Raw genomic sequence first — 22,814 nt, forward strand, 5'->3', positions numbered from 1 at the left:
CGCAGTCAGGGAGAGTCAGGATCAACGATTCCTGGCTGTTCCCGCATTGTTCCTTTTTGCGGGCTCGCCTATAAGGTGCGTCCGCCTGCGCCCCGGGCGACCAAAGGAGCCTGACCCATCATGATCGACCCCAAAACCGCCAGGCGGGGCCTCGCGCTGGTTTTCACCACGCTGCTGCTGGATATTATCGGCTTCGGCATCATCATGCCGGTGCTGCCGGCCTATTTGCAGGAATTGTCCGGTGTCAGCATCAGCGGCGCGGCGATCGAGGGCGGCTGGCTGTTCTTCGTCTATGCGGCCATGCAGTTCTTCTTCGCGCCGATCATGGGCGGGTTGAGCGACCGGTTCGGGCGGCGGCCGATCCTGCTTGCCTCGGTGCTGACCTTCTCGATCGACAATCTGATCTGCGCGGTCGCCTGGTCTTATCCGATGCTGTTCATTGGTCGTGTGCTGGCCGGCATTTCGGGCGCCAGCTATTCGACGACCTCGGCCTTCATCGCCGACATCTCGAACGACGAGAACCGAGCGAAGAATTTCGGCCTGCTCGGCATCGCCTTCGGCGTCGGCTTCGTCATCGGCCCAGTGTTGGGCGGGCTGCTCGGCACGTTCGGGCCGCGCGTGCCGTTCTTTTTCGCCGCCGGGCTCGCCTTCGTGAACTTCCTGATCGCGATGGTCTTCCTGCCCGAAACGCTCGACGAGAAGCATCGCCGCCGGTTCGAGTGGAAACGCGCCAACCCGGTCGGCACGCTGCTGCAGATGCGCAGGTATGAGGGCATCGGCTGGATCGGGCTCGTCTTCTTCCTGATGACGCTCGGCCACATGATGTATCCGGCGGTCTGGTCGTTCGTCTCCAGCTACCGCTATGGCTGGAGCGAGCAGCAGATCGGCTTCTCACTCGGCGCTTTCGGCCTGTGCGGCGCGATCGTCATGGGCACGGTGCTGCCGCGCGTCATCCCCAGGCTCGGCGAGTGGAAGACGGCGGTCATCGGCCTGACATTCACGGCGCTCAGCGCCTTCGGCTACGCCTTCGCGACGCAGGGCTGGATGATCTATGCGGTGATCGTCGCCGGTTGCCTGGAGGCACTTGCCGATCCGCCGCTGAGGAGCCTCGCCGCCGCCAAGGTCCCGCCTTCGGCGCAAGGCGAACTCCAGGGCGCGATGACCTCGCTCTTCTCGATCACCTCGATCATCACGCCGCTGCTCTACACGGCGATCTTTTCCTGGTTCACCGGGCCAAGCGCACCGGTGACCTTCGGTGGCGCACCCTATCTGGTTGGCGCATGCTTCCTGATGCTGGCGCTCATCGTCTTCGTCACGAAAGTCGCGAGACCCTCGCGGCTGAGGAACGCCGCGACCAGCGTCGCGGAAGATGCGGCGCAGGTATGAGCCACGACAGCCGGATCGCGCTGACCAGGGGACGGCCTGTCGCTGTCGCGGCGGGTCGCGTCGCTTCCGGCTAAGCCCGCTCGGCCAGCAATTCCTCGCCGCGCTTTTCGCGGATCAGGTTGACGAAGCGGCGGAACAGATAGTGCGAATCCTGCGGGCCGGGCGAGGCTTCCGGATGATGCTGGACCGAGAACACCGGACGGCCGGTGAGCGTGATGCCGCAGTTCGAGCCGTCGAACAGCGAGACATGGGTTTCCTCGACGCCCGCGGGCAGCGAGTCCGCGTCGACGGCAAAGCCGTGGTTCATCGAGACGATCTCGACCTTGCCGGTGGTGTGGTCCTTGACCGGATGGTTGGCGCCGTGATGACCCTGGTGCATCTTGGCGGTCCTGCCGCCGAGCGCCAGCGCCAGCATCTGGTGGCCGAGGCAGATGCCGAACACCGGAATGTCGGTCTTCAGCAGGTCCTGGATGACCGGCACGGCATAGTCGCCGGTGGCTTCCGGGTCGCCGGGGCCGTTGGAAAGGAAGATGCCGTCCGGCTGCATGGCGAGGATTTCTTCCGAGCCGGTGCTGGCCGGAACGACCGTCACCTTGGCGCCGAGGCCGGCAAGCAGGCGCAATATGTTGCGCTTGACGCCGTAGTCGATGGCCACGACGTGCAGCGACGGCGCCGCCTGTTCGCCAAAACCCTCATTCCACACCCAGGGCGTCTCGCGCCAGACCGAGGACTGGCCCGAGGTGACTTCCTTGGCGAGGTCGAGGCCGATCAGACCAGACCATGCGGCGGCGCGCCGCTTCAGATCGTCGAGGTCGAACACGCCGTCGGGCGCATGCGCGATGACGGCGTTGGGCATGCCTTTTTCGCGGATCAGCGCGGTAAGCGCGCGGGTGTCGATGCCCGAGAGCGCGACGATGCCGCGCTTCTTCAGCCACTGGTCGAGGTGGCCGGCGGCGCGGTAGTTGGACGGGTTGGTGACGTCGGCCTTGAACACGGCCCCGACTGCGCCGGCGCGGGCCGCCGGATTGAGGTCCTCGATGTCCTCGCCATTGGTGCCGATATTGCCGATATGCGGGAAGGTGAAAGTGACGATCTGGCCGGCGTAGGACGGATCGGTGAGGATTTCCTGGTAGCCGGTGAGCGCGGTGTTGAAGCAGACTTCGGCGACAGCCGAGCCGGTGGCGCCGAGGCCGCGGCCCTCGATGACGGTGCCGTCGGCCAGCACCAGAAGGGCGGTCGGCTTTTCGGCGGCCCAAGGGGCGGTCGACGCGGGCGTCATCTCGGCCATGGCGGCACTCCTATCAGGCTGCGCGTTGCAAAGGCCCGGCGGGCCATCCGCGCAGCATACGGCGCGGAGCGGCGAATTCGCAGCCTCCACGCACTCAAGCTTCAGTTCATGCAAGGCCCAGTACATAGGGGAAGGGGGCAGGGCGGTCAATGATCATGCGAAATGCGGCTCCGATTTATTTCATCAAGCAATATCATAGGCTTGCCTCGCAATATCAGGGTTTGCGTTGGCTTGGCCCCGGCGCTATTGTCCGCGCCGATCGAAGGAGAAAGCATGATGCGCGCAAAAATCGCCGAATCCCTGAAGAGCGCGATGAAGGCGCAGGACAAGCACCGGCTGCCGACATTGCGGCTGATCCAGGCCGCCATTCATGATCGCGACATCGCCAATCGCGGGTCGGGCAAGGATCCCGCCAGCGACGAGGAGATCCTGCAGATACTGGCCAAGATGGTGAAGCAGCGCGAGGAATCGGCGAAAGCCTTCGAGGAAGGCAGGCGACCGGAACTGGCGGCGCAGGAGCGCGGTGAGATGGAGATCATCCGCGGCTTCCTGCCGACGCAGCTCGACGACGCGGCGGTCACGGCGGCAGCCCGCGACGCGATCGCGGCGACGGGTGCCGCCAGCCAGAAGGACATGGGCAAGGTGATCGCCGCGCTGAAGCAGAAATATGCCGGCCAGATGGATTTCGGCAAGGCCAGCGGCATCGTCAAGGGCCTGCTGCAGTAGGGCGTTTAAGGGCAACCGCCAGGTCTGGACTTGCCTTAAGACGCTGTTTTTGGCGGCTCCAGCGCGCGTCGCAATGCCGGCGCCTCCTGCTGGATGTGATCCCACAACCGGTTGGCGATCGGCCCGTGCGGCCGGTCGCGGCGGCGCGCCACCACCAGCTCGTCGGTGCGGCCCGGCATATGGCGACCGGCAATGGAGCGCAGGCGTCCATCGTGCAATTCTTCCTCGATCAGGAAGCGGGGCAGGTGGCCCCAGCCAAGGCCCTGCAGGATGATTTCCTTCTTCATGCCCTGGTCGGGCACCAGGCATTGCGGCGCGCCTTCGACCATGAAGTAGTCCTGCCGTGGCGAATGGCGGGCGGTGTCGCGCATGACGCATTGGGTGAGCGCCCGCATCTGGTCCAGCGTGATCGGCTGCCTGAGGCGCTCGGGCAAAAAGCCCGGCGCCGCCACGGGAATGAACGGCACCTTGCACAAATCGATCCATTCCACCCGCGCGTCGCCCTTGTCGATCCAGTGCAGGATCAGGTCGGCCTCGTCATCGAAAAGCCGCTCCCAAGGGCCGCCGACGGCTTCGAAATGCAGATGCAGGCGCGTGCCCGGGCATTGGCCGAAGAACCGTCCGAGCATGCCCAGCACCTGCGGCCTCGGGCAGAGGTCGCCGATCACGACATGGATCTCGCTTTCCTCGCCCATCGAGAGCTGGGCGGCGTGGACGCGCAGGCTTTCCAGTTCGCGCAGCAGCGATTGCGCCCGGCGGTGGAACGACAGCCCTGCCTCGGTCGGGCGCACGCGATAGCCGCTGCGATCCAGGAGAACGAGGTCGAGCTGCCGTTCGAGCTTGGCAATGGCGGCGAACACCGCCGGGTGCGAGCGGTGCAGCAAGCTCGCCGCCGGCTGAAAGCCGCCGGTGCGGATCACCGCATCGAAGCATTGCAGGTCGTGCAAGGTGAATTCGGCCATGTCAGCTTTTTCTACAGAATTTGTCCTATCTTTGTAATATCAACAAAAGCTCGACGCGACTACGCTCCGCCTCATTCATCGTTCCAGAAGGACTTTTCATCATGAATGAGCCGAATTTCGTGACCGTCGGCGACGGCACGCGCATCGCCTATCGTTTCGATGGCGATGCCGCCAAGCCGGTGCTGGTGCTGTCGAACTCCATCGCCACCACGCTGCACATGTGGGACGGGCAGGCCGGCGAGCTTTCAAAACATTTCCGTGTCCTGCGCTACGACTTTCGCGGCCATGGCGGATCAAGCGCCCCGGTCGGTGCGTATTCGCTCGACCGGCTCGGCCGCGACGTGATCGAACTGCTCGATGCACTCGGGCTTGGACGTGTGCATTTCCTCGGACTGTCGCTGGGCGGCTTCGTCGGGCAGTGGCTCGGCATCCATGCACCGGAGCGGATCGACAGGCTGATCCTGAGCAACACCTCGTCCCATCTGGCGCCGGCAAGCTATTTCGACGAGCGGATTGCCGTTGTCCGGCAGGCGCCGGACATGTCGGAAACCGCCGAAGTCTTCCTCAACAACTGGTTCCCCGCGCGGATGGTGACGGCCAACGAACCCGTCATCGAGGAATTCCGCACCATGCTGCTCGCTATCGACCGGCAAGGCCTGGCTGGCCTGTTCGCCGCCGTTCGCGATGCCGATCTTCGCCGCACGGTGTCGCTGATCAACCGGCCGACGCTGGTGATCGCCGGCGAGCACGACACGGTGACGGCCGCCAGCCACAGCGAACTGATCGCGGCGGCCGTGCCCGGCGCGAAGCTGGTCGTGCTGCCGGCGGTTCACCTGTCGAATGTGGAGTATCCGGCGGAGTTCATGGAGGCCGTGGTCGGTTTTCTGTGCTGAGCGAGAGTCTACCCCGGTGAGGTCTGCTGTCTCGCGACGTGGAGCGGACCTCACGGCTCCTTGCACATCGGCACCGGCTGCGGTGGCGGTGCCGGGTGGTCCTGCTTGTATTGGGCGATGATCGGCTCGAGGGTTTTTCGCGGCCAGAATTTCGGCGCGCCGATTTCCTGCAGGCAGGAGGCGTTCCAATAGGGTGCTTCGCCCGATGGCGAATGGCTTTTTGCCGCCTGCGCGACGGCGGCGATATCACGCGATTCCGGATAGATGTAGAGCGTCGTCGGATTGTCCTTCACCATCGCGATGATCTGCTGCGCATCCGTTGGCGACCAGCTGGTGCAGCCATTGCTGCGGCCGCCGGCATAGTCCACCAGCTTGCCGAACGGCACCAGGCCGTCATGGTCGGCGTAGGAGCTGTTGGGGCCTTTGCGCATGCACATGCCGCGCAGCACCTGCGCCGCATGGCCGCCGATCACCCGCTGCCTGGCATTGGCGGCTTCGCCTTCGCCGTCGAACTGGATGAAGGTGCGCTGGAAAGCCACGTCCCGTTTCGCGCCGGTCCGATAAAAACCCTTGAAGGAGGTCTTTGCCTCGCTGGTCATGTAGGCGCCGCCGGCGGTCAGTTCGGAATCCATGGCATTGCCGAAGTTCTTGGAGCACCGCCTGCCGTTTGAAAAATCGACCGTGCCTTTCAGATTCCGGCCGCCGCCGTGACCCGACGAGATGGCGTGAAACGACTGGCTGGCCTCGCAAATGACGTAGTACCGGCGCCCTAGCACGCCGTTGCCCATGTCGCCGGGACGTGTCGCATCCATGGCGAAGTAACAGGGGTTCCTGACCACGCCTTGCGCCACCTTTTTCAGGTAGAGCCCCCGCGCCCGCTCCAGCACCACGGTTGAGATCTGGCCGTCGCTGTCGCCGACATGGGCCTGCAGCCAGGCCGGGACGGCCGAGGGCGCGGCAATGGACCGGACCGTCGCGGTCAGCGCAATGACGATGACAAGAAGGCTGAGGGTGACGACTACACCCAGGGGAAAAAATCTCAACCGCACCGGTTCAATTCTCCTGCCGAAGCCATGCGAATCCCTGCTGTGTTATATCCGCAACCAATCATAAAATGTCTCGCGGCAATCGGCGAAACACATCTTGTTTAGCGAGCCTGCAAGTCCGCACGAAGAACCGGGGCCGGCGCGCGCACCGCCCATAGACCGGGACGCTGGTCCAAGGCTTGCGGCCGATGCCTCCACCGACATGCCCGATTTTCGATCCGCAAGGGTTGAGCTATGATGTGATTCTGGCGTGGCCCACGCCTCCTCCCTCCAATGGGAAAGCATCAGTTCATGCGGGGCACTCTCATCACCGAACCGACTGTTCGAGCGCACGGCATAAGGAGGGGTTGCGAAAACGGCTCGCATCAGAAGGTTTTGCCATGAAACTATCCGCGCCCATCTACCATCTGAAACGTCAGGCCAGGCTGTTGTCGCGCCAGGCAGGAATTCCGCTCCACCAGGCGCTTGATCGTGTTGCCGCGCAGCAAGGTTTTACCAGCTGGGGTTTGCTTGCGGCCAAGCTGTCCGAGGCAGCGCCTGCCGGCAGATTGTTTGCGCAGCTGACACCGGGCGATCTGGTCCTGGTCGGCGCGCGACCCGGCCACGGCAAGACGCTGATGAGCCTTGAACTCGCGGTCGAATCCATGAAATGCGGCCATCGCAGCGTGTTCTTCACGCTGGAATATACGCAACGCGATGTGCTGGAGCGGTTTCATGCCATCGGCGTGGAGCCGGCCCGGTTCGACCGGCTGTTCGAATTCGACACTTCCGATGCCATCAGCGCCGACTACATCGTCAGGATCTTGCGATCGGCGCCGCGTGGTACGCTGGCGGTCATCGACTATCTGCAGTTGCTCGACCAGAGACGTGAGAACCCCAGCCTGATGGAGCAGGTCCGCACCTTGAAAGCTTTCGCGCGCGTCAGCGGCGTCATACTGGTTTTCATCTCGCAGATCGACCGGTCCTACGATCCCGAGACCAAGCCGGTCCCCGATATCGGCGACATCAGGTTGCCCAACCCGCTCGATCTGTCGCTGTTCGACAAGACCTGCTTCCTGAACAAGGGCGAGATCCGCTTTCAGGTGGCTTGAGCGCTCGGATGGCCACGGCTATGCCTGCTGCCAGGGAGCATGGATCATGATCGAGATCGTCAAACCAGCGCTTGAGCATCTGCCGTCCTACAAGGCGGCGCTCGAGCGCGGCTGGTCGCCGGACAATGTGCGGCTCCAGGAGGCGACCCGCGAGCAGTTGGCGGAGATAGAGCAGGATCCCGTGGCCTTCCTGGCCAGCCTTGACGACCCAGAAGCGAAGGGCGGCCCGATCACCTTGCCCGACGGCACGCAAGTGCCGCGCCTGCCGGGCTTCCGCCGCTGGATCTGGGATGGCGAGGCATCGGGCTCGATCGGCTTTCGCTGGCAAAAGGGCACGGCGGAACTGCCCTCGCACGTGCTTGGCCATATCGGCTATGCGGTGGTGCCGTGGAAGCGGCGGCGCGGCTACGCCACGCAGGCCTTGCGGCTGATGCTGGACGAGGCGAGGGCGGTCGGCCTGCCCTGTGTCGAGATCACCGCCAAGCCAGGCAATCCGGCCTCGCACAAGGTGATCCTGGCCAATGGCGGCAGGCTGGTCGCACGCTTCTTCGAGGACGCCGCCTACGGCGGGGCGGAGAGTTTGCGGTTCCGGATCGAGCTGTAGGTCGCCTTAAAGCGCGTCACATCGAAACGGATGCATGGCGCGCTTCGGGTCTGTCTTTTTATGCATGTCGCCTTCCCAAAACCGAGGTCACTTTTGGGCGACATGCATCAACGTTGCTGATCGCGCAGCCAGTCGGCCAGCGATGCGCGATGCTTGCCGGCCCTGCCGGTGAAGGCCACGGTCGACAGCATGGAGTTCAACACCGCCTCGTGCGTGGCTTCCGCCGCCGCGCGAAAAAGGATGTCGATGCGCGCCTCATTGAGCGCGAGCAGCGGCACCAGATCGCGGCTTTCATCGTGGTCGACCAGATTGCCGGTGCTGAAGGCGATGGCGATGTCACCACTGCCATGGCCCCAGAAGGAGCCGAGCCTGGCGATGCCGGCCCCAGCGCGGCGCGCCACTCTTTCAAGCTGGCGGTGTTCGAGCGGCACATCGGTTGCCAGCACGATCATGACCGAGCCGCGCTCGTCCCCGGCCGGTTGTCCGGGGTCCGGCCGGCGCCCATCGGGCAGAACGAGGTCTCCGGGTCTGCCGAAATTCGACAGAACGAGAACGCCGAGATGATGGCCGCCGCCGAGCGCGATTTTTCTGGACGCCGAGCCGATGCCGCCCTTGAAGCCGAAGCAAGTCATTCCCGTTCCGGCGCCGACATTGCCTTGCTCGACCTCGCCCGCATGCGCGTCGGCCAGCGCGGCGAGGGCGTGTTCCTCTGATATCGCCAGGGCCTGGATGTCGTTCAGCGGACCGTCATTGCATTCGCCGACCACCGGATTGACGGTTCCGGTGGTGCGGCCGATATCCGGGTTCTGGCGGATGGCGTCGCGGATCAGCGCCGTTGCGCAGGTTCCGACCGAGAGCGTGTTGGTCAAGAGAACAGGCGTTTCGATGGTGCCAAGCTCCTGCACCTGCGCCAGGCCGGTGGTCTTGCCGAAGCCGTTGATGACATGGCTTGCCGCCGTCACCTTCTTGCGAAACAGATTTCCGCCATGCGGCAGGATCGCGGTCACGCCGGTGTTGGTGTCGCCGTCGCGCAGCGTGCAGTGGCCGACGCGTACACCGGGCACATCGGTGATCGCATTGCGCGCGCCGGCCGGCAAGCTGCCGCAGCTCAAGCCGAAATCGCTGACAGTGCTCGTCATGTCTGCTCCTGGTCTCACGAACGGCACGCGCCCAGGCCGAGGCCCGCGTCGGACCGGATCTCAGTATCAGACATGCTCGTCTGCACACAGCGCGTGGTCTGACAGCGCGCGGATGACATAGCAGTCGCCGACCGTCTTGCCGTCACAGCAGGAGGCGATGCGGATTGTGGTCTACTCCGCCGGTGCCGTCAGCGGCGGAGTAGCATTGCTGCGCGCTTCCCAGACCTGGGAGGTGACAGCCACCACCACGGCGACCAGCATGGCGAAAGCGCCGACCACCGGCAAGCTGCGATAGCCATAGCCGGCATTGAGCATGGCGGCGCCCAATGACGCTGCCAGCGCGATGCCGACATTGAAGCCGGACGGGATCAGCGATGAGGCGAGATTGGACGCATCGGCCGTCCACGCCAGGATGCGGGTCTGGATCGGCGTGCCGATGGCGAAGTTGAGGCCACCCCAGATGACGATCGCCACGATCATCGGCAGGGGATAGGGGCTGACGGCATAGATGACCGCCAGCGTCACCGCCTGCAGGGCCAGCATGGTGATCAGCGACGGCATCAGCTTCCAGTCCGACAGCTTGCCGCCGAGGAAGACGCCAAGCGTGGCGCCGACGCCGTTGAGCAGCAGCACCCAGGGCACCAGATCTTCGTCGAGCCCGGTGACCTCCAGCAAGGTCGGCGTGATGTAGGTGAACAGGCAGAACTGGCCGAGCATCAGCATGAGCATCAGGATCAGCGAGGTCCAGACCTGCTGGCGCGCCAGCACGCGGACCTCACGCGCCAGCCCGGCCGGTTTGGCCTGATATCCGGCGGTGCGCGGCAGAAGGGCAGTCATCGCCAGCGTTGCCGCCACGCCGAGCGCACACATCACCCAGAAGGTCGCGCGCCAGCCCCAGATGTTGCCGATGGCGGTGCCTGCCGGCACGCCGATGACGTTGGAGACGGTGAGGCCGGACAGGATGACCGCCACTGCCATGCCGCGTTTGTCCTCGGGAACCAGGCCGACGGCGACCACCATGGCGACGCCGAAATAGGCGCCGTGCGCGACGGCAACGGCGATGCGCAGCAGCAGCATCGAGGTAAAGTCGGGCGCCAGTGCACAGGCCGCCTGGCCGATAGTGAAGACGATGGCGAGGCCGAGCAGCAAGGTCTTGCGCGGCAGGGATTTGGTGGCGAGCGCCAGCAGCGGGCCGCCAATGGCGATGCCGCAGGCATAGCCGGAGACGAGGTAGCCGGCGGAGGGAACCGAAACGCCGAGCCCTTCCGCCACCTGCGGCAGCACGCCGGCAATGACGAATTCGGTAGTGCCGAAGGCAAAAGCGGCAATGAACAGGGCAATGAGCGGAAGCGACATGGGAAAGCCTTGGCTGGAACAGCGTCAAACCACGGATAGGAGGCGCGGGCAATCCAGAAATTTTTGTCGCGACTTTAGCTTTTCTTGACTGCTCCCCTTGCCGCCGGCGCGATCGGTCACGCAGCGCATGCCGGCAGTGGGCAAGCTCCTAGACCGGGGTCCTGCGGCCGTAAGGGATCTTCAGCCATGCGCGCTCATGAAAATAATAGAGCAGCGACTTGGTGAAGACCTCCGTCACGCCGATGGCGGCCGCCAGCTTGACGCTGCCAGTCACCACAAGCGAGATGATGATCGTGTCGATGGTGCCGGTCATGCGCCATGAAAGCGCCTTGGCGAAACTGCGCGAATGGGTATCCATCGATTTCCTCCCGGGGGCATCGGATGCTTAGCCGACGGGAGGCAGGGTGAGCAAAGACTAATTTTGCCGTTCGAGCCGGAACGACGCAAGCTTGTTCCCAAGTTGACGCCGCCGTGGCAAATCCCTTCTCGCTAGCTGGCCTTCAGTCGGGATCCTGTGAGAAGGCCGCGCTCTTCGAGCACCGGATAGGCCATCGAGGCCAGCAGTGAATTGATCTGCTTGAGGTCGCGGATGGTGTCGAGATGGATCGAGCTTGTCTCGACGCTTTTGGCGGTGCCTTCGCGCAGCCGCAGGAAATGGCTGGCGCTGGTTTCCTTCTCGCGGTCGCGCAACTGGTCCTTCTCCAGCACCAGCTGGCGCGCTGTTTCGGGGTCGCGCGAGACCAGCACGTTGAAGGCAAGCCTTGCATTGGCCAGCACCGAGCCGTGGAAGGCGCACAATTCGCTCCATCCCTCGTCGGTGAATTCCAGCCCGCGATCGACCTTCTTCTTCACATGCACCAGCATGTTGCGCACGATGATGTCGCCGACCTGCTCGAGCTTGACACAGGCGCCGATCAGTTCCTGGCAGCGCAGCGCCTCGTCCTCGGTCAGCGGGTTCTTGGTGACCTTGGCGAGGTAGAGTTTGATCGCCGCATGTTTACGGTCGACACGGTCGTCGAGGGCGGCCAGCGCCTTTATCTTGTCGGCGTCGGCACTCTCATAGAGCTCAATGATGCGCTTCAGCATGATCTCGACCGTCTCGCAGACCCGCACCACCTCGCGCGTGGCATTGGCCAGCGCCTGGCTCGGCACATCGAGCGCGCTTTCGTTGAGCGCGGACAGTTCGATGACGTCGAGCGAGGCAGCCGGCGCTGCCTTGGTGCCGAGCGCGACGATCTTCTCCGAGGCGCGGTAGACGAAGCCGGCCAGCGGCAGGCCTGCCAGCAGGATGATGACGTTGAACAGGATGTGGGCGTTGACGATCTGGTCAGCCGCCGTGGTGCCGAGGAAGCCGACATGCGGCCGGACGATCATGAAAAGGACCAAAATGACCAGCGAGCCGAGCCCGCGCATCAGCAGATTGCCGATCGGCACGACGCGCACGGCGGGTCCGGCCGAGCGGGTCAGCATCGGCGCGATGATGGAGGAGCCGAGATTGACGCCGAGGATGAGGACGACGCCGAGTTCCGGGCTGATCAGGCCGCGGCCGGCCAGCGTCGCCATCAAAAGCACCGCGGCGATGCTCGACTGGAACAGCCAGGTGATCAGCGCCGCCAGGAGATAGGCGGTGATGGAATCGCTGGAGAAGTAGTTGATGATGACCGGCATCAGCTGGCTGTTGCGCAGCGGCTCCGACGCCTGGCCGATCATTTCCAGCGACAGGATCAAGAGGCCGATGCCGACCAGGATGCGGCCGGTCTGGCGCCAGTCGCGCCGCTCGGTCGCCATGAACATCACCGTGCCGGTGATCAGGCAGAGCGGCACCAGCAGCGTGAGGTCGAAGGTCAGCAGCTTGACCACGAGCGCCGAGCCGATCTCGGCGCCGCGCACGGCCAATTGGCCGGCGGCGCCCGAGACGATACCGGAACCGGCGAAGGAGCCGACCAAAAGCGTCACGGCGGTCGAACTCTGCAGGGCGATGGCGAGGCCGGTGCCGGCCAGCACCGCCATGATCGGATTGCGCATGGTGGCGCGCAGCCTGTGGCGCAGCACATCGCCATAGGCGCGCTCGACGCCGGTCTTCACCATGCGGGTGGCAAACAGCATCAGCGCCACGGCGCCGGCCAGATGCAAAAGGACGACGGAACCGCTCATTTCGGCGCCTGCATGCGGACAGGGCACGCAGTGCGGACGGCGCGGCCAACAGGCGGAAAAGCAAGGGTTCGAATCATGGTCATGACACTGTGAATAATAGCCGGAATATTTTAGCCGGGTAATAAAACTTTGTCGATTTCAAGAGGCCGTCGCGGCGCGACAGGCCGTGTCGGGAAATGGATGGGTGCGCGAATGGCTGCACAGCCGGGCTTTGGCCGGTCTGGAACGGTTGTTTTGCCGAGTGGCCGACACTCATCTTTGCGATGATGTTCAAGTATCGGCAATAAGCAGAAGATTTCATTACACAATTGTAATGCCGGCGTTCAGTTTCAGTTCATCCGCCGGCCGCTATTCCTCGGGCATCGACAACCAAGGAGATTTCTCATGAAGCGCATTGTTCTTTCTGTCGTCGCCGTCTCGATGCTGGCCGCCACCTCACTTGCCGGCCAGGCCGCGCCGATGAACGCGCCGGTCGTGCCGCAGTCGAATTACACCAAGGTCGACTGGCAGAAGCCGGGCCACCACGATGATGTGAGGAAGCGCGTCTTCAAGAAGAAAGTCGTCGTGAAGCGGAACCACTGGCGCAATGGCCAGAAATATTCCGGCTGGAGGCAGCACCGGCCGATCCGCGACTATGGCCGCTACGGCCTGCATCGTCCCGGCCGCGGCCAGGAATGGATCCGCGTCGGCAACGACTATGTGCTGGTCGGCATCCTCTCGGGCGTCATCTTCGGCGCGCTCGCCGCGCAGTAAGCGCCGCAACCGGGCTGAGAAGGAAGGGCGGCCTGTAACGGCCGCCCTTCCTTTTACCCTGTGGAAACCGGGTATGGCCGGTATTGGGGGTCGTCGGATTTCGCTGGCATGATTATATGGTGGGGAAACGAGTTCCCTCAATGCGCTTTCCGCCCGCCTTTCTCGACGAGATCCGCGACCGCGTGCCGATTTCATCGGTTATCGGCCAGCGCGTCGCGTGGGATCGCAGGAAGACCAACGCGTCGCGTGGCGACTTTTGGGCCTGCTGCCCGTTCCATGGCGAGAAGAGCCCGTCCTTCCACTGCGAGGACAAGAAGGGCCGCTATCATTGTTTCGGCTGCTCGGTCTCGGGCGATCATTTCAAATTCCTGACCGAACTCGACGGAATGAGTTTCCCCGAAGCGGTCGAAAAGATCGCCGACATGGCCGGCGTGCCGATGCCGGTGCGCGACGCCCAGGAAGAGCGGCGCGAGCAGGAACGCGCCAGCCTGACCGACGTCATGGAGATGGCGACCGCCTTCTTCCAGGAGCGGCTGCAGGGGCCTGAGGGGGCAAAGGCCCGAGCCTATCTCAGGGACCGCGGGCTGACGCCGGCGACGCAGCAGTCGTTCCGGCTGGGCTACGCGCCGGACAGCCGCAACGCGCTGAAGGAGCATCTCGCGGCAAAAGGCGTGCCGAAGGCCGATATCGAAGCCTGCGGGCTGGTGCGCCATGGCGACGACATTCCGGTCTCCTATGACTGGTTCCGCGACCGCATCATGTTCCCGATACCGGATTCGCGCGGCAAGATCATCGCCTTTGGCGGCCGGGCGCTGGCGCCCGATGCGCTGGCCAAATACATGAACTCGCCCGACACCGAGCTCTTCCACAAGGGCAACGTGCTCTACAATTTCGCCCGGGCGCGAAAGGCGCTGGCCAAGGGCGGCACGGTCATTGCGGTCGAAGGCTATATGGATGTCATCGCGCTGGCGCAGGCCGGCTTCGAGAATGCCGTGGCGCCGCTTGGCACCGCGCTTACCGAAAACCAGCTTGAATTGCTGTGGCGCATGGCGCCCGAACCGATGCTGTGCTTCGACGGCGACAAGGCCGGGTTGAAGGCGGCATGGCGTGCGGCGGATCTGGCGTTACCGTCGGTGCAGGCCGGGCGCTCGGCGCGTTTTGCGCTGCTGCCGGAAGGCAAGGATCCCGACGACCTCGTCAAGGCCGAAGGGCCGGACGCGTTCCGCGCAGTGCTTGCCGATGCGCGGCCGCTGGTCGACCTTTTGTGGATGCGCGAGACAGCTGGCGGTGTCTTCGACACGCCGGAGCGGCGGGCGGAACTGGGAAAGACGCTGCGGGAGTTGACCAGCCGCATCCGCGACGAAAGCACGCGCTTTCACTACCAGCAGGAAATGCGCGAGCGGGAAAAGAGCTTCTTCGGCTCGCAGCGCGATGCGCGGCAAGGACGCCAGGACTGGAAACCGGGGCAGGGCAAGGCAGTCGCACCCGGCGGCCAGTTCGCCAAGCCTGGCGGCGGTCGCATGGCGATCACCGAAAGCCTCGGCCAGTCGGCGCTGGTCAAGCGCGGCAGCGAAGGGATGTCTATGCGCGAGGCGACGATCATCGTGGCGCTGGTCAACCATCCGGCGCTGATCGACGAGAATTTCGCCCATGTCGAATTTCTCGACCTCGCCAATTCCGATCTGCAGCGGCTGCACGCCGCCATCCTTGACGCAATGGCGCATGACATGGCCAATGACCGCCACGCCGTGGTGGCGACGATCGAGCGTGCCGGCTGCGCCGAGATCTGGGAGCGCGCGGTCGGCCTGATCCGGCGGGCGCGGCAATGGCCGGCGCTGGAGACGGCAGCACTTGACGACGCCCGTGACGCTCTGAACCAGGCACTGCACTTGCAGCGCAGCGCGCGCACCTTACATAAGGAGCTGAAACAGGCGGAAGCGGCGCTCGAAGCGGATCCCTCGGACGAAAACTTCCGCCATCTGATCGAAATTCAGGCGCAATTTCAGGATGTGCAGGCGACGGAAGCGCTGATCGAAGGATTTGGCGTTTCGTCGGGCAGGGCTGGGCGAGCCTAAGTGCAGCTGAGTGCAAGAATGAGAGCGTGGCCGGGCTTCCCAGGGGAGCAAGGCGCGCTAAGTCGGGTAATTGATTCGCTTTTTTCATGCGAATCATGCCAGAGGCGCTTGACCTTCAGACAGAATGGCGGAATCAGGACGATTCGAAACGTTAACCCGCACCCGCGCCGACGGGAAATGAGCGATGTGAAGTACTGGTCACTGGACAGGCAGGCAGCCTGCCACAGATATCAGGGTTAATCTGGACTTAACGATCAATGAAGTTAGTGGCCCGGTGAAGCGCGTTTCAAAACGAGCCTATCCGATTTGACTGGTCCGACAGCTTACGCGGCCCCGATGCCCGGCCGCTAGGAGAAGATAAAAATTATGGCGACTAAGGAAAAGGAAGAGGTCGAGACCGAACGCGAAGGCGCCACCGATGGCCCTCTGCTCGACCTTTCCGATGATGCTGTCAAGAAGATGATCAAGGCCGCCAAGAAGCGCGGCTATGTCACGATGGACGAGCTGAATTCGGTGCTGCCTTCCGAGGAAGTGACCTCCGAGCAGATCGAGGACACGATGGCGATGCTGTCCGACATGGGCATCAACGTCGTCGAGGATGACGAGCAGGGCGAAGAGGCCGAGGCCGGCGACACCGCGGCGGACGCCGAGGAAGACGCCAACGAGCTGGCCGAACAGACCGGCACGGCGGTCGCCGCCACCACAACCAAGAAAGAGCCGACCGACCGCACCGACGATCCGGTGCGCATGTATCTGCGCGAGATGGGCTCGGTCGAGCTGCTGTCGCGCGAGGGCGAAATCGCCATTGCCAAGCGCATCGAGGCCGGCCGCGAGACGATGATCGCGGGCCTGTGCGAAAGCCCGCTGACCTTCCAGGCGATCATCATCTGGCGCGACGAGCTCAACGAATCCAAGATCCTGCTGCGCGAGATCATCGATCTCGAAGCCACCTATGCCGGCCCGGAGGCCAAGCAGGCGCCGGTGGTCGAGCGCATCGAGGAAGCGCCCAAGGCCGAGGAAAAGCCGCGGCGCGGACGCGACGAGGAAGACGACATCACCAATGTCGGCACCGATACGCGCGGCATCGGGGACGATGACGAGGAAGACGAGGACGAAGCGAGCCTGTCGCTGGCGGCGATGGAAGCCGAACTGCGTCCGCAGGTGATGGAGACGCTCGACGTCATCGCCGACACCTACAAGAAGCTGCGCAAGCTGCAGGACCAGCAGGTCGAGAACCGTCTGGCCGCCGCCGGCACGCTGTCGCCCAGCCAGGACCGCCGGCTGAAGGAGCTGAAGGACCAGCTGATCAAGGCGGTGAAGTCGCTGTCGCTCAACACGGCGCGCATCGAGGCGCTGGTCGAGCAGCTCTACGACATCAACAAACGCCTGGTGCAGAACGAGGGCAAGCTGCTGCGCCTCGCCGAAAGCTATGGCGTGCGCCGCGAGGAGTTCCTGAAGGAATATCAGGGTTCCGAACTCGACCCCAACTGGACGCGCGCGATCGGCAACCTGACCTCGCGCGGCTGGAAGGAATTCACCAAGAACGAGAAGGATGCGATCAAGGACCTGCGTGCCGAGATCCAGCATCTGGCCACTGAAACGGCGATCTCGATCCTGGAATTCCGCAAGATCGTCAACCAGGTGCAGAAGGGCGAGCGCGAAGCCGCGATCGCCAAGAAGGAAATGGTCGAGGCCAATCTGCGCCTCGTCATCTCGATCGCCAAGAAATACACCAATCGCGGCCTGCAGTTCCTCGACCTGATCCAGGAAGGCAATATCGGCCTGATGAAGGCGGTCGATAAGTTCGAATACCGCCGCGGCTACAAGTTCTCGACCTACGCGACATGGTGGATCCGGCAGGCGATCACGCGTTCGATCGCCGACCAGGCGCGCACCATCCGCATTCCGGTGCACATGATCGAGACGATCAACAAGATCGTGCGCACCTCGCGCCAGATGCTGCACGAGATCGGCCGCGAGCCGACGCCGGAGGAACTGGCCGAAAAGCTCGCCATGCCGCTCGAAAAAGTGCGCAAGGTGTTGAAGATCGCCAAGGAGCCGATCTCGCTCGAAACGCCGGTCGGCGACGAGGAGGATTCGCATCTGGGCGACTTCATCGAGGACAAGATGGCAATCCTGCCGATCGACGCCGCGATCCAGGCCAATCTGCGCGAGACCACCACGCGCGTTCTGGCCTCGCTGACGCCGCGCGAGGAGCGCGTTCTGCGCATGCGCTTCGGCATCGGCATGAACACAGACCACACGCTGGAAGAAGTCGGCCAGCAGTTCTCGGTCACCCGCGAGCGTATTCGCCAGATCGAAGCCAAGGCATTGCGCAAGCTCAAGCACCCGAGCAGGTCGCGCAAGCTGCGCAGCTTCCTCGACAGCTGAGACATACCGACAACAAGAACAAAAGGGCGCCCCCTGGCGCCCTTTTTCGTTTGTGACACGCGCTCTTGCGGCTCGCATCCATCGGGAGGATAATTTCCAGGTCGGATGCATTTTCTGGGCGACAACCCGGATGCCCGCCCCGGCGAAGACGCCGTGCTCCGTGGCCCCGGAGGGAGGTGTGCCGTGACAAGCTACATCGTGCTGATGAACTGGACGGAGCAGGGCGCGAAGAATGTGCGGGATTCGCCGAAACGGCTTGATGCCGCCAGGAAACAATTGGGCGACATGGGCGGCTCGTTCAAGGCGTTCTACCTGACGATGGGTGAATACGACATGGTGGCGGTGGTGGAAGCACCCGACGATGCGGTCCTGGCGCGTTTCTCGCTGATGCTGGCGGCCGCCGGCAACATCCGGACGCGGACGCTGAAAGCCTTCCCCGAATTCGCCTACCGCGAGATCATCTCGTCGCTTGGATAGCAGGCGGCAGGGTTCGAAGGCGACGACAAGATACCCGGCCTGACGGCGCTTTGCCGCAGGACAGGACGCTTTGCCGTGATAAACTGCGGCCAGAGGATCGCGATGAAGAAAGTCTCGATACTGGCTGGCAGCCTTGCCTTGATAAGAGTGGGCGCTGTTTCGCGACAACGGATGCACCGAGGCCATGCGCGGCTGTCATAGGGTGAGATGATGTCCGAAACACATTCGCATCTTTGGCCCGGCGTGCCGCTCGCCCTTGGCTCGGCCGCTCTGTTCGGCGCGACGCCGCCGCTTTCCAAGCTGCTGCTCGACGCCGTGAACCCCTTCATGCTGGCCGGCCTGCTCTATCTTGGCGCCGGTCTCGGCCTCGCTCTCTATCGCTTGCTTCGCGGCAGGCAGGCGGCGGCTGGCGAAGCGCAACTGGCCGCCCGGGATATCCCCTGGCTGGCGCTGGCAATCGGCATGGGTGGCATCCTCGCGCCGGTGCTGTTGATGTTCGGCCTCAGCCTCAACACGGCATCCAGTTCAGCGCTGCTGCTCAACCTGGAAGGGTTGGCGACCATGGCGATCGCCTGGCTCGTCTATCGCGAGAATGTCGACCGGCGCCTGCTTTTTGGCGCCTTCGCCATTCTGGCGGGCGCGGTGCTGTTGTCATGGGACGGCGGCGGCGTTGCTTTCAACCCGGGCGCCCTGCTGGTGGCGGGGGCTTGCGTGGCCTGGGGGCTGGACAACAATTTCACGCGCAGGATTTCAGCCACCGACCCCGTGGTGATCGCCATGCTGAAAGGCCTGGTGGCGGGTGCGGCCAATGTCGGATTGGCGCTTGCCGCCGGGGCGTCGTTTCCCACGATGTCGATTGTCGCGGCCACGGCCGCGGTCGGCTTCCTCGGTATCGGCGTCAGCCTGGTGATGTTCATCCTGGCGCTGCGCCATCTCGGGACGGCGCGCACAGGCGCCTATTATTCGCTCGCTCCGTTCATCGGTGCGCTGCTGGCCATCGTCATGCTGGGTGATGCCGTCACCCTCAAACTGGTGATCGCGGGGCTTCTGATGGGCGTCGGCCTGTGGTTGCATCTGTCGGAACGCCATGAGCACGAGCACGACCATGAGGCGTTGGAACACGAGCACAGCCATGTGCATGACGAGCACCACCAGCACGATCATGACGGGCCGGTGAGCGAACCGCATTCGCACTGGCACCGGCACGCGCCGATGCGCCACCGGCATCCGCATTATCCGGACCTGCATCATCGGCATAGCCACGGCTGAGCATGCCAACATCATGCTCAAGCAAACACCCAAGCCTGAACTAACCGTTTGGTACAACACGCGATGCCCTGTCTGCGATGCGGGCATCAGCCGGCAAAAGCGGCGGCTGATCGAAGCGGTCCAGGCGGGGCGGATCGAGTTTCGCGACATCAATCTGGAGCCGGCGGCGCTTGGCCGTTTTGGCGCCTCGCTGGAAGACATCCGCCGCCGGCTGCACGCCACCGACGCGGCCGGCCGGCTGCTGGTCGGCGCCGATGTCGCGATTGCCATATGGCAAGCGACACCGGGCGAGGGCTGGCTGGCCGCGCTTTTCGGTAATCCGGTTGCCTTGCCGTTGACACGACTTGCCTATGACCGGTTCGCCGACCTGCTCTACGCCTGGAACCGGCGCAAGGGCCGCTGGTAGCCGAACGCATCCAACTCCGTTGTCTGCAACGACAAGACCCGGACGGGAAGGCCGATCCGGCTGGCGGCGCATTCCGATACATCGTAAGATATATCTTGACACCAGCAGGGCAGGTGCCTAATTAAGATATATCGTAAGATAGAACTCAAGGAGCAATCATGCACAGACATAGTCATTTCGGCGAACGCATGTTCATGCACATGGCCGGCAAATTCGGTGGCAGAGGCGGCGGCTTTGGTCCGTTCGGCCATGGCGGTCGCGGCGGCGGACGCGGTGGCCCGGGCGACATGTTCCGCGCCGGCCGCATGCTGGCCGACGGCGACCTCAAGCTGATCACGCTTTCGCTGCTGGCCGAGGCGCCGCGCCATGGCTACGACATCATCAAGGCGCTGGAAGAGCGCACCAGCGGCATCTATAGCCCGAGCCCGGGCGTGGTCTACCCGACGCTGACCTTCCTGGAAGAGGCCGGCTATGCCGTCTCGTCGAGCGAAGGCAACAAGAATGTGTTTTCCATCACCGAGGCCGGGCAGGCGCATCTTGCCGACAATCGCGAGATGATCGACGGCGTGCTCGACCACCTCGAGCGCTTTGGCCGCAAGATGGCCAAGGCACGCGACTGGTTCGGCTGGAACGATGATGGCGAGGACCGCCGCGGTGGCCGGGGCGGGCGTGGCGAGCGTTCCGAAACGCGCGACGAATTCCGCGCCGTCCGCCACCGCCTGCGCGCTGCGCTGGGCGACATCGTCGATGCCCCGGCCGAAAAGCAGGCCGAGGCGATCGCCATTCTCGAAGCCGCGGCGGAAGCGCTGGAAGCTCTGACGCACCGCTGATCCAGATGCAATAAATGCATGAAAAGAGCCCGGGTCGACCCGGGCTTTTTTGCGTCAGCGCGAATGCGGATCATTCCTTGCCGACATATTCGCTGATCAGCCTTTCGTTGCGGGCCTTCTCGATCTTGGCGGTCATCTCGGCCGACAGGCGCTCGTACCAGGAAATGAACATCGTTCATACCTGTTTTTGAACACTGTTCACGAAATCCCGGATGTGGTAGACGGAGGGACGATCGTGGTTCGAACAGCCGGGCCGAGGGCACGGCATCCATGAGGACAAGCATGGCGCTGGACAGGGAAGAAACAGGCGAGCGGGTGCTGGCGATTGCCGAGGTGCTGCTCAACGAGGGCGGCATGGACAATCTGAAGGCCAGGACCATCGCCGAGCAGGCGGGCATTTCGGTCGGCTCGGTCTACAATCTGTTTTCCGACCTCGACGGGGTGCATCGTGCCGTCAACATGCGGCTGCTCGACCGGCTCGGCGCGGCAGGGGCGGCGGCGATGGCCGATCTTTCCCAGCGCGGCATCACCGACGTGCGCCAGCGCCTGCTGGCACTGGCCGGCGCCTATGTGCGTTTTGTCGAAGCGCATCCCGGCAGCTGGCCGGCGCTGCTCGCCTTCAACAGGCGGCGTCCGACGCTGACCGAGCCGGATGCCTATGAGGCGCGGCTCGACCAGCTGTTCGAGATCATTGCCGGCGTGCTCGCCGGCGGCGATTTCGACCTCGACGACGACACCCGCCGGATCGCCGCGCGCACATTGTGGTCAAGCGTGCATGGCATCGTCACCAGCGGCTACGCCGGCAGGTCCGTTCGCCGGCAAGCCGACGAGATCGACCGGCAGATCGAACTGCTGGTCGCCGTCTTCATCAGGGGGCTGGAACGCGGCGGCACATTCGCGCATGCTGGGACAACAGCGTCGTGAATCGAGACGTTGAAGGCTTGCAGGCCTTCGGCAAGCCAAGCTGAAGGCCGGCGCCTTGACCAGACCTATGAGCCACCGGCCTTGCAACAGACGGTCTTCGTCTGCTCACCATTGTCAACTCGTTTCGGCTCGGCTGCATTCCAAACGCTCGCGCAGGACATCGTCCTGAGCAATTGGCTTGACGTTGAGGGTTGACGCGTCGTGCGGATTCGCGAACGTGGCAGATCGGAGCAATGAAGGGCCGGATGATGACGACAGCCAACGATTCAACTCCTGCAGCGCGGGAATTGTATCTTGATCTCCTGATCAGGATATTGCTCAACACGATTTACCAGGATCCCGCCATCAACCCGGAGGTTCGGCCGATTGTGGTCGAGCCGTTCAACCCGAAAACCCGCGCGATCGGCAAGGATTGGCCAACGCAGGCTCACACGATGGTCGGCCAGGCGCGTCTCGAGAGCTTGCGTAATCTATCACAGCAGGTGCTGGACGACGGCATCGTTGGCGACTTCATCGAAACGGGCGTCTGGCGCGGTGGCTGCTGCATCCTGATGCGCGGCGTTCTTGCCGCGAACCAGATCCACGACCGCAAGGTCTATGTCGTGGACTCGTTCGCCGGCCTGCCGGCGCCAAACGAAGAGCTCTATCCCTGGGATACCGGGTGGAACCTTAACGTGTTCAAGGAACTGGCCGTCTCGCTGGAGACGGTCAAGGACAATTTCTCACGCTATGGGCTGCTCGACGAGCAGGTCGTGTTCGTGGAAGGGATGTTCAGCGACACCCTGCCGTCGCTGTCGGCCGGGCCGTTCGCGCTGCTGCGGCTCGACGGCGATCTTTACGAGTCGACCATTGTGGCGCTGAATTCCCTTTACCCCAAATTGTCCCAGGGCGGTGTTGTCATCATCGACGATCGCGCTCTCGATCCATGCCAGCGCGCGGTGATCGATTTTCGCGATCAACACGGCATCACGGCACCGATGCAGGAGGTCGACTGGACCGGATCCTGGTGGCGCAAGGAGTGAGAGTATTTTCCTTTTACGCAAT

At 63.8% G+C, this 22,814-nt stretch carries 21 protein-coding genes and 1 pseudogene; 14 read left to right on the forward strand and 8 right to left on the reverse strand.

The annotated features are described in order from the left end of the window. Positions 1-120 precede the first annotated feature (120 nt). Entirely contained in the window at positions 121-1,386 is a 1,266-nt protein-coding gene (locus CK226_RS20360; RefSeq protein ID WP_095792866.1) for a TCR/Tet family MFS transporter, read from the forward strand. 70 nt (positions 1,387-1,456) lie between these two features. On the opposite strand, the gene carA is transcribed toward CK226_RS20360, so the two are convergent. Then, complete coding sequence (gene carA / locus CK226_RS20365) at positions 1,457-2,674, reverse strand: glutamine-hydrolyzing carbamoyl-phosphate synthase small subunit (RefSeq protein ID WP_095792990.1); 1,218 nt, start codon at positions 2,672-2,674, stop codon at positions 1,457-1,459. 273 nt (positions 2,675-2,947) lie between these two features. Here carA and CK226_RS20370 point away from each other — a divergent pair, with 273 nt between their 5' ends. After that, positions 2,948-3,400 carry a GatB/YqeY domain-containing protein gene (locus CK226_RS20370; RefSeq protein ID WP_179295995.1) on the forward strand — a complete coding sequence of 151 codons (453 nt, stop codon included), beginning with the start codon at positions 2,948-2,950 and terminating at the stop codon, positions 3,398-3,400. 35 nt (positions 3,401-3,435) lie between these two features. Here the strand turns inward: CK226_RS20370 and CK226_RS20375 are convergent, their stop codons facing one another. After that, complete coding sequence (locus CK226_RS20375) at positions 3,436-4,362, reverse strand: LysR family transcriptional regulator (RefSeq protein WP_095792867.1); 927 nt, start codon at positions 4,360-4,362, stop codon at positions 3,436-3,438. 101 nt (positions 4,363-4,463) lie between these two features. Between CK226_RS20375 and CK226_RS20380 the strand changes: the two genes are divergently transcribed. Beyond that, the gene (locus CK226_RS20380) at positions 4,464-5,255 is read left to right on the forward strand and encodes an alpha/beta fold hydrolase (RefSeq protein WP_095792868.1); all 792 of its coding nucleotides are present in this window, start codon (positions 4,464-4,466) and stop codon (positions 5,253-5,255) included. A gap of 50 nt (positions 5,256-5,305) precedes the next feature. On the opposite strand, the gene CK226_RS20385 is transcribed toward CK226_RS20380, so the two are convergent. Further along, positions 5,306-6,304, reverse strand: coding sequence for a hypothetical protein (locus tag CK226_RS20385; RefSeq protein WP_095792869.1), 999 nt, complete (start codon positions 6,302-6,304; stop codon positions 5,306-5,308). A 377-nt stretch (positions 6,305-6,681) separates the two neighbouring features. On the opposite strand from CK226_RS20385, the gene CK226_RS20390 reads away from it, so the two are divergent. After that, entirely contained in the window at positions 6,682-7,392 is a 711-nt protein-coding gene (locus tag CK226_RS20390; protein WP_095792870.1) for a DNA helicase, read from the forward strand. A gap of 46 nt (positions 7,393-7,438) precedes the next feature. Further along, on the forward strand, positions 7,439-7,996 hold the full coding sequence (locus CK226_RS20395) for a GNAT family N-acetyltransferase (RefSeq protein ID WP_095773640.1): 558 nt from the start codon (positions 7,439-7,441) through the stop codon (positions 7,994-7,996). 107 nt (positions 7,997-8,103) lie between these two features. On the opposite strand, the gene CK226_RS20400 is transcribed toward CK226_RS20395, so the two are convergent. The 5 genes and pseudogenes from CK226_RS20400 to CK226_RS20420 all read right to left on the reverse strand — a co-directional run bounded on the left by CK226_RS20400 (position 8,104) and on the right by CK226_RS20420 (position 12,645). Next, positions 8,104-9,135 carry a P1 family peptidase gene (locus CK226_RS20400; RefSeq protein WP_095792871.1) on the reverse strand — a complete coding sequence of 344 codons (1,032 nt, stop codon included), beginning with the start codon at positions 9,133-9,135 and terminating at the stop codon, positions 8,104-8,106. Positions 9,136-9,201: 66 nt separating this feature from the next. Further along, a pseudogene (locus CK226_RS35585) lies at positions 9,202-9,297 on the reverse strand (MerR family transcriptional regulator); the annotation flags it as partial. Positions 9,298-9,306: 9 nt separating this feature from the next. Continuing rightward, on the reverse strand, positions 9,307-10,491 hold the full coding sequence (locus CK226_RS20410; protein ID WP_095792872.1) for an MFS transporter: 1,185 nt from the start codon (positions 10,489-10,491) through the stop codon (positions 9,307-9,309). A 148-nt stretch (positions 10,492-10,639) separates the two neighbouring features. Continuing rightward, positions 10,640-10,849, reverse strand: coding sequence for a DUF2061 domain-containing protein (locus CK226_RS20415; RefSeq protein ID WP_095773643.1), 210 nt, complete (start codon positions 10,847-10,849; stop codon positions 10,640-10,642). A 131-nt stretch (positions 10,850-10,980) separates the two neighbouring features. Then, positions 10,981-12,645, reverse strand: a complete 1,665-nt coding sequence (locus CK226_RS20420; protein ID WP_095773644.1) for a Na/Pi cotransporter family protein — start codon at positions 12,643-12,645, stop codon at positions 10,981-10,983. Between the two features lie 384 nt (positions 12,646-13,029). Between CK226_RS20420 and CK226_RS20425 the strand changes: the two genes are divergently transcribed. From CK226_RS20425 to CK226_RS20465, 9 genes are all read left to right on the forward strand, one after another. Continuing rightward, the gene (locus tag CK226_RS20425) at positions 13,030-13,398 is read left to right on the forward strand and encodes an RcnB family protein (protein WP_095792873.1); all 369 of its coding nucleotides are present in this window, start codon (positions 13,030-13,032) and stop codon (positions 13,396-13,398) included. Positions 13,399-13,538: 140 nt separating this feature from the next. Continuing rightward, entirely contained in the window at positions 13,539-15,473 is a 1,935-nt protein-coding gene (gene dnaG, locus CK226_RS20430; RefSeq protein WP_095792874.1) for a DNA primase, read from the forward strand. 366 nt (positions 15,474-15,839) lie between these two features. After that, on the forward strand, positions 15,840-17,864 hold the full coding sequence (rpoD, locus tag CK226_RS20435) for an RNA polymerase sigma factor RpoD (RefSeq protein ID WP_095773647.1): 2,025 nt from the start codon (positions 15,840-15,842) through the stop codon (positions 17,862-17,864). A 183-nt stretch (positions 17,865-18,047) separates the two neighbouring features. Then, entirely contained in the window at positions 18,048-18,341 is a 294-nt protein-coding gene (locus CK226_RS20440; protein WP_027047268.1) for a GYD domain-containing protein, read from the forward strand. 210 nt (positions 18,342-18,551) lie between these two features. Then, positions 18,552-19,610, forward strand: a complete 1,059-nt coding sequence (locus tag CK226_RS20445) for a DMT family transporter (RefSeq protein WP_095792991.1) — start codon at positions 18,552-18,554, stop codon at positions 19,608-19,610. Between the two features lie 13 nt (positions 19,611-19,623). Further along, positions 19,624-20,016 carry a DCC1-like thiol-disulfide oxidoreductase family protein gene (locus CK226_RS20450; RefSeq protein ID WP_095773648.1) on the forward strand — a complete coding sequence of 131 codons (393 nt, stop codon included), beginning with the start codon at positions 19,624-19,626 and terminating at the stop codon, positions 20,014-20,016. Positions 20,017-20,174: 158 nt separating this feature from the next. Continuing rightward, positions 20,175-20,846 (forward strand): PadR family transcriptional regulator, encoded by a 672-nt coding sequence (locus tag CK226_RS20455; protein ID WP_095792875.1) that lies wholly within the window; start codon positions 20,175-20,177, stop codon positions 20,844-20,846. Between the two features lie 282 nt (positions 20,847-21,128). Further along, positions 21,129-21,770 carry a TetR/AcrR family transcriptional regulator gene (locus tag CK226_RS20460; protein WP_095789150.1) on the forward strand — a complete coding sequence of 214 codons (642 nt, stop codon included), beginning with the start codon at positions 21,129-21,131 and terminating at the stop codon, positions 21,768-21,770. A gap of 248 nt (positions 21,771-22,018) precedes the next feature. Next, positions 22,019-22,792: a TylF/MycF/NovP-related O-methyltransferase gene (locus CK226_RS20465; RefSeq protein ID WP_245437802.1), complete on the forward strand. Its 774-nt coding sequence runs from the start codon at positions 22,019-22,021 to the stop codon at positions 22,790-22,792. Positions 22,793-22,814: the final 22 nt, after the last annotated feature.

This window comes from Mesorhizobium sp. WSM4311 (genome assembly GCF_002295115.1).
Taxonomy (GTDB): domain Bacteria; phylum Pseudomonadota; class Alphaproteobacteria; order Rhizobiales; family Rhizobiaceae; genus Mesorhizobium.

Excerpts from the sequence above, each read along its gene's own strand:
- CK226_RS20400 (WP_095792871.1), bottom strand. The coding sequence starts at position 9,135 with ATGACGAGCACTGTCAGCGATTTCGGCTTGAGCTGCGGCAGCTTGCCG.
- carA (WP_095792990.1), bottom strand. The coding sequence starts at position 2,674 with ATGGCCGAGATGACGCCCGCGTCGACCGCCCCTTGGGCCGCCGAAAAG.
- CK226_RS20455 (WP_095792875.1), top strand. The coding sequence starts at position 20,175 with ATGCACAGACATAGTCATTTCGGCGAACGCATGTTCATGCACATGGCC.
- CK226_RS20445 (WP_095792991.1), top strand. The coding sequence starts at position 18,552 with ATGTCCGAAACACATTCGCATCTTTGGCCCGGCGTGCCGCTCGCCCTT.
- CK226_RS20370 (WP_179295995.1), top strand. The coding sequence starts at position 2,948 with ATGATGCGCGCAAAAATCGCCGAATCCCTGAAGAGCGCGATGAAGGCG.
- CK226_RS20360 (WP_095792866.1), top strand. The coding sequence starts at position 121 with ATGATCGACCCCAAAACCGCCAGGCGGGGCCTCGCGCTGGTTTTCACC.
- CK226_RS20380 (WP_095792868.1), top strand. The coding sequence starts at position 4,464 with ATGAATGAGCCGAATTTCGTGACCGTCGGCGACGGCACGCGCATCGCC.
- CK226_RS20395 (WP_095773640.1), top strand. The coding sequence starts at position 7,439 with ATGATCGAGATCGTCAAACCAGCGCTTGAGCATCTGCCGTCCTACAAG.
- CK226_RS20410 (WP_095792872.1), bottom strand. The coding sequence starts at position 10,491 with ATGTCGCTTCCGCTCATTGCCCTGTTCATTGCCGCTTTTGCCTTCGGC.
- CK226_RS20460 (WP_095789150.1), top strand. The coding sequence starts at position 21,129 with ATGGCGCTGGACAGGGAAGAAACAGGCGAGCGGGTGCTGGCGATTGCC.
- rpoD (WP_095773647.1), top strand. The coding sequence starts at position 15,840 with ATGGCGACTAAGGAAAAGGAAGAGGTCGAGACCGAACGCGAAGGCGCC.
- CK226_RS20420 (WP_095773644.1), bottom strand. The coding sequence starts at position 12,645 with ATGAGCGGTTCCGTCGTCCTTTTGCATCTGGCCGGCGCCGTGGCGCTG.
- CK226_RS20415 (WP_095773643.1), bottom strand. The coding sequence starts at position 10,849 with ATGGATACCCATTCGCGCAGTTTCGCCAAGGCGCTTTCATGGCGCATG.
- CK226_RS20465 (WP_245437802.1), top strand. The coding sequence starts at position 22,019 with ATGACGACAGCCAACGATTCAACTCCTGCAGCGCGGGAATTGTATCTT.
- CK226_RS20450 (WP_095773648.1), top strand. The coding sequence starts at position 19,624 with ATGCTCAAGCAAACACCCAAGCCTGAACTAACCGTTTGGTACAACACG.
- CK226_RS20375 (WP_095792867.1), bottom strand. The coding sequence starts at position 4,362 with ATGGCCGAATTCACCTTGCACGACCTGCAATGCTTCGATGCGGTGATC.
- CK226_RS20390 (WP_095792870.1), top strand. The coding sequence starts at position 6,682 with ATGAAACTATCCGCGCCCATCTACCATCTGAAACGTCAGGCCAGGCTG.
- CK226_RS20425 (WP_095792873.1), top strand. The coding sequence starts at position 13,030 with ATGAAGCGCATTGTTCTTTCTGTCGTCGCCGTCTCGATGCTGGCCGCC.
- dnaG (WP_095792874.1), top strand. The coding sequence starts at position 13,539 with ATGCGCTTTCCGCCCGCCTTTCTCGACGAGATCCGCGACCGCGTGCCG.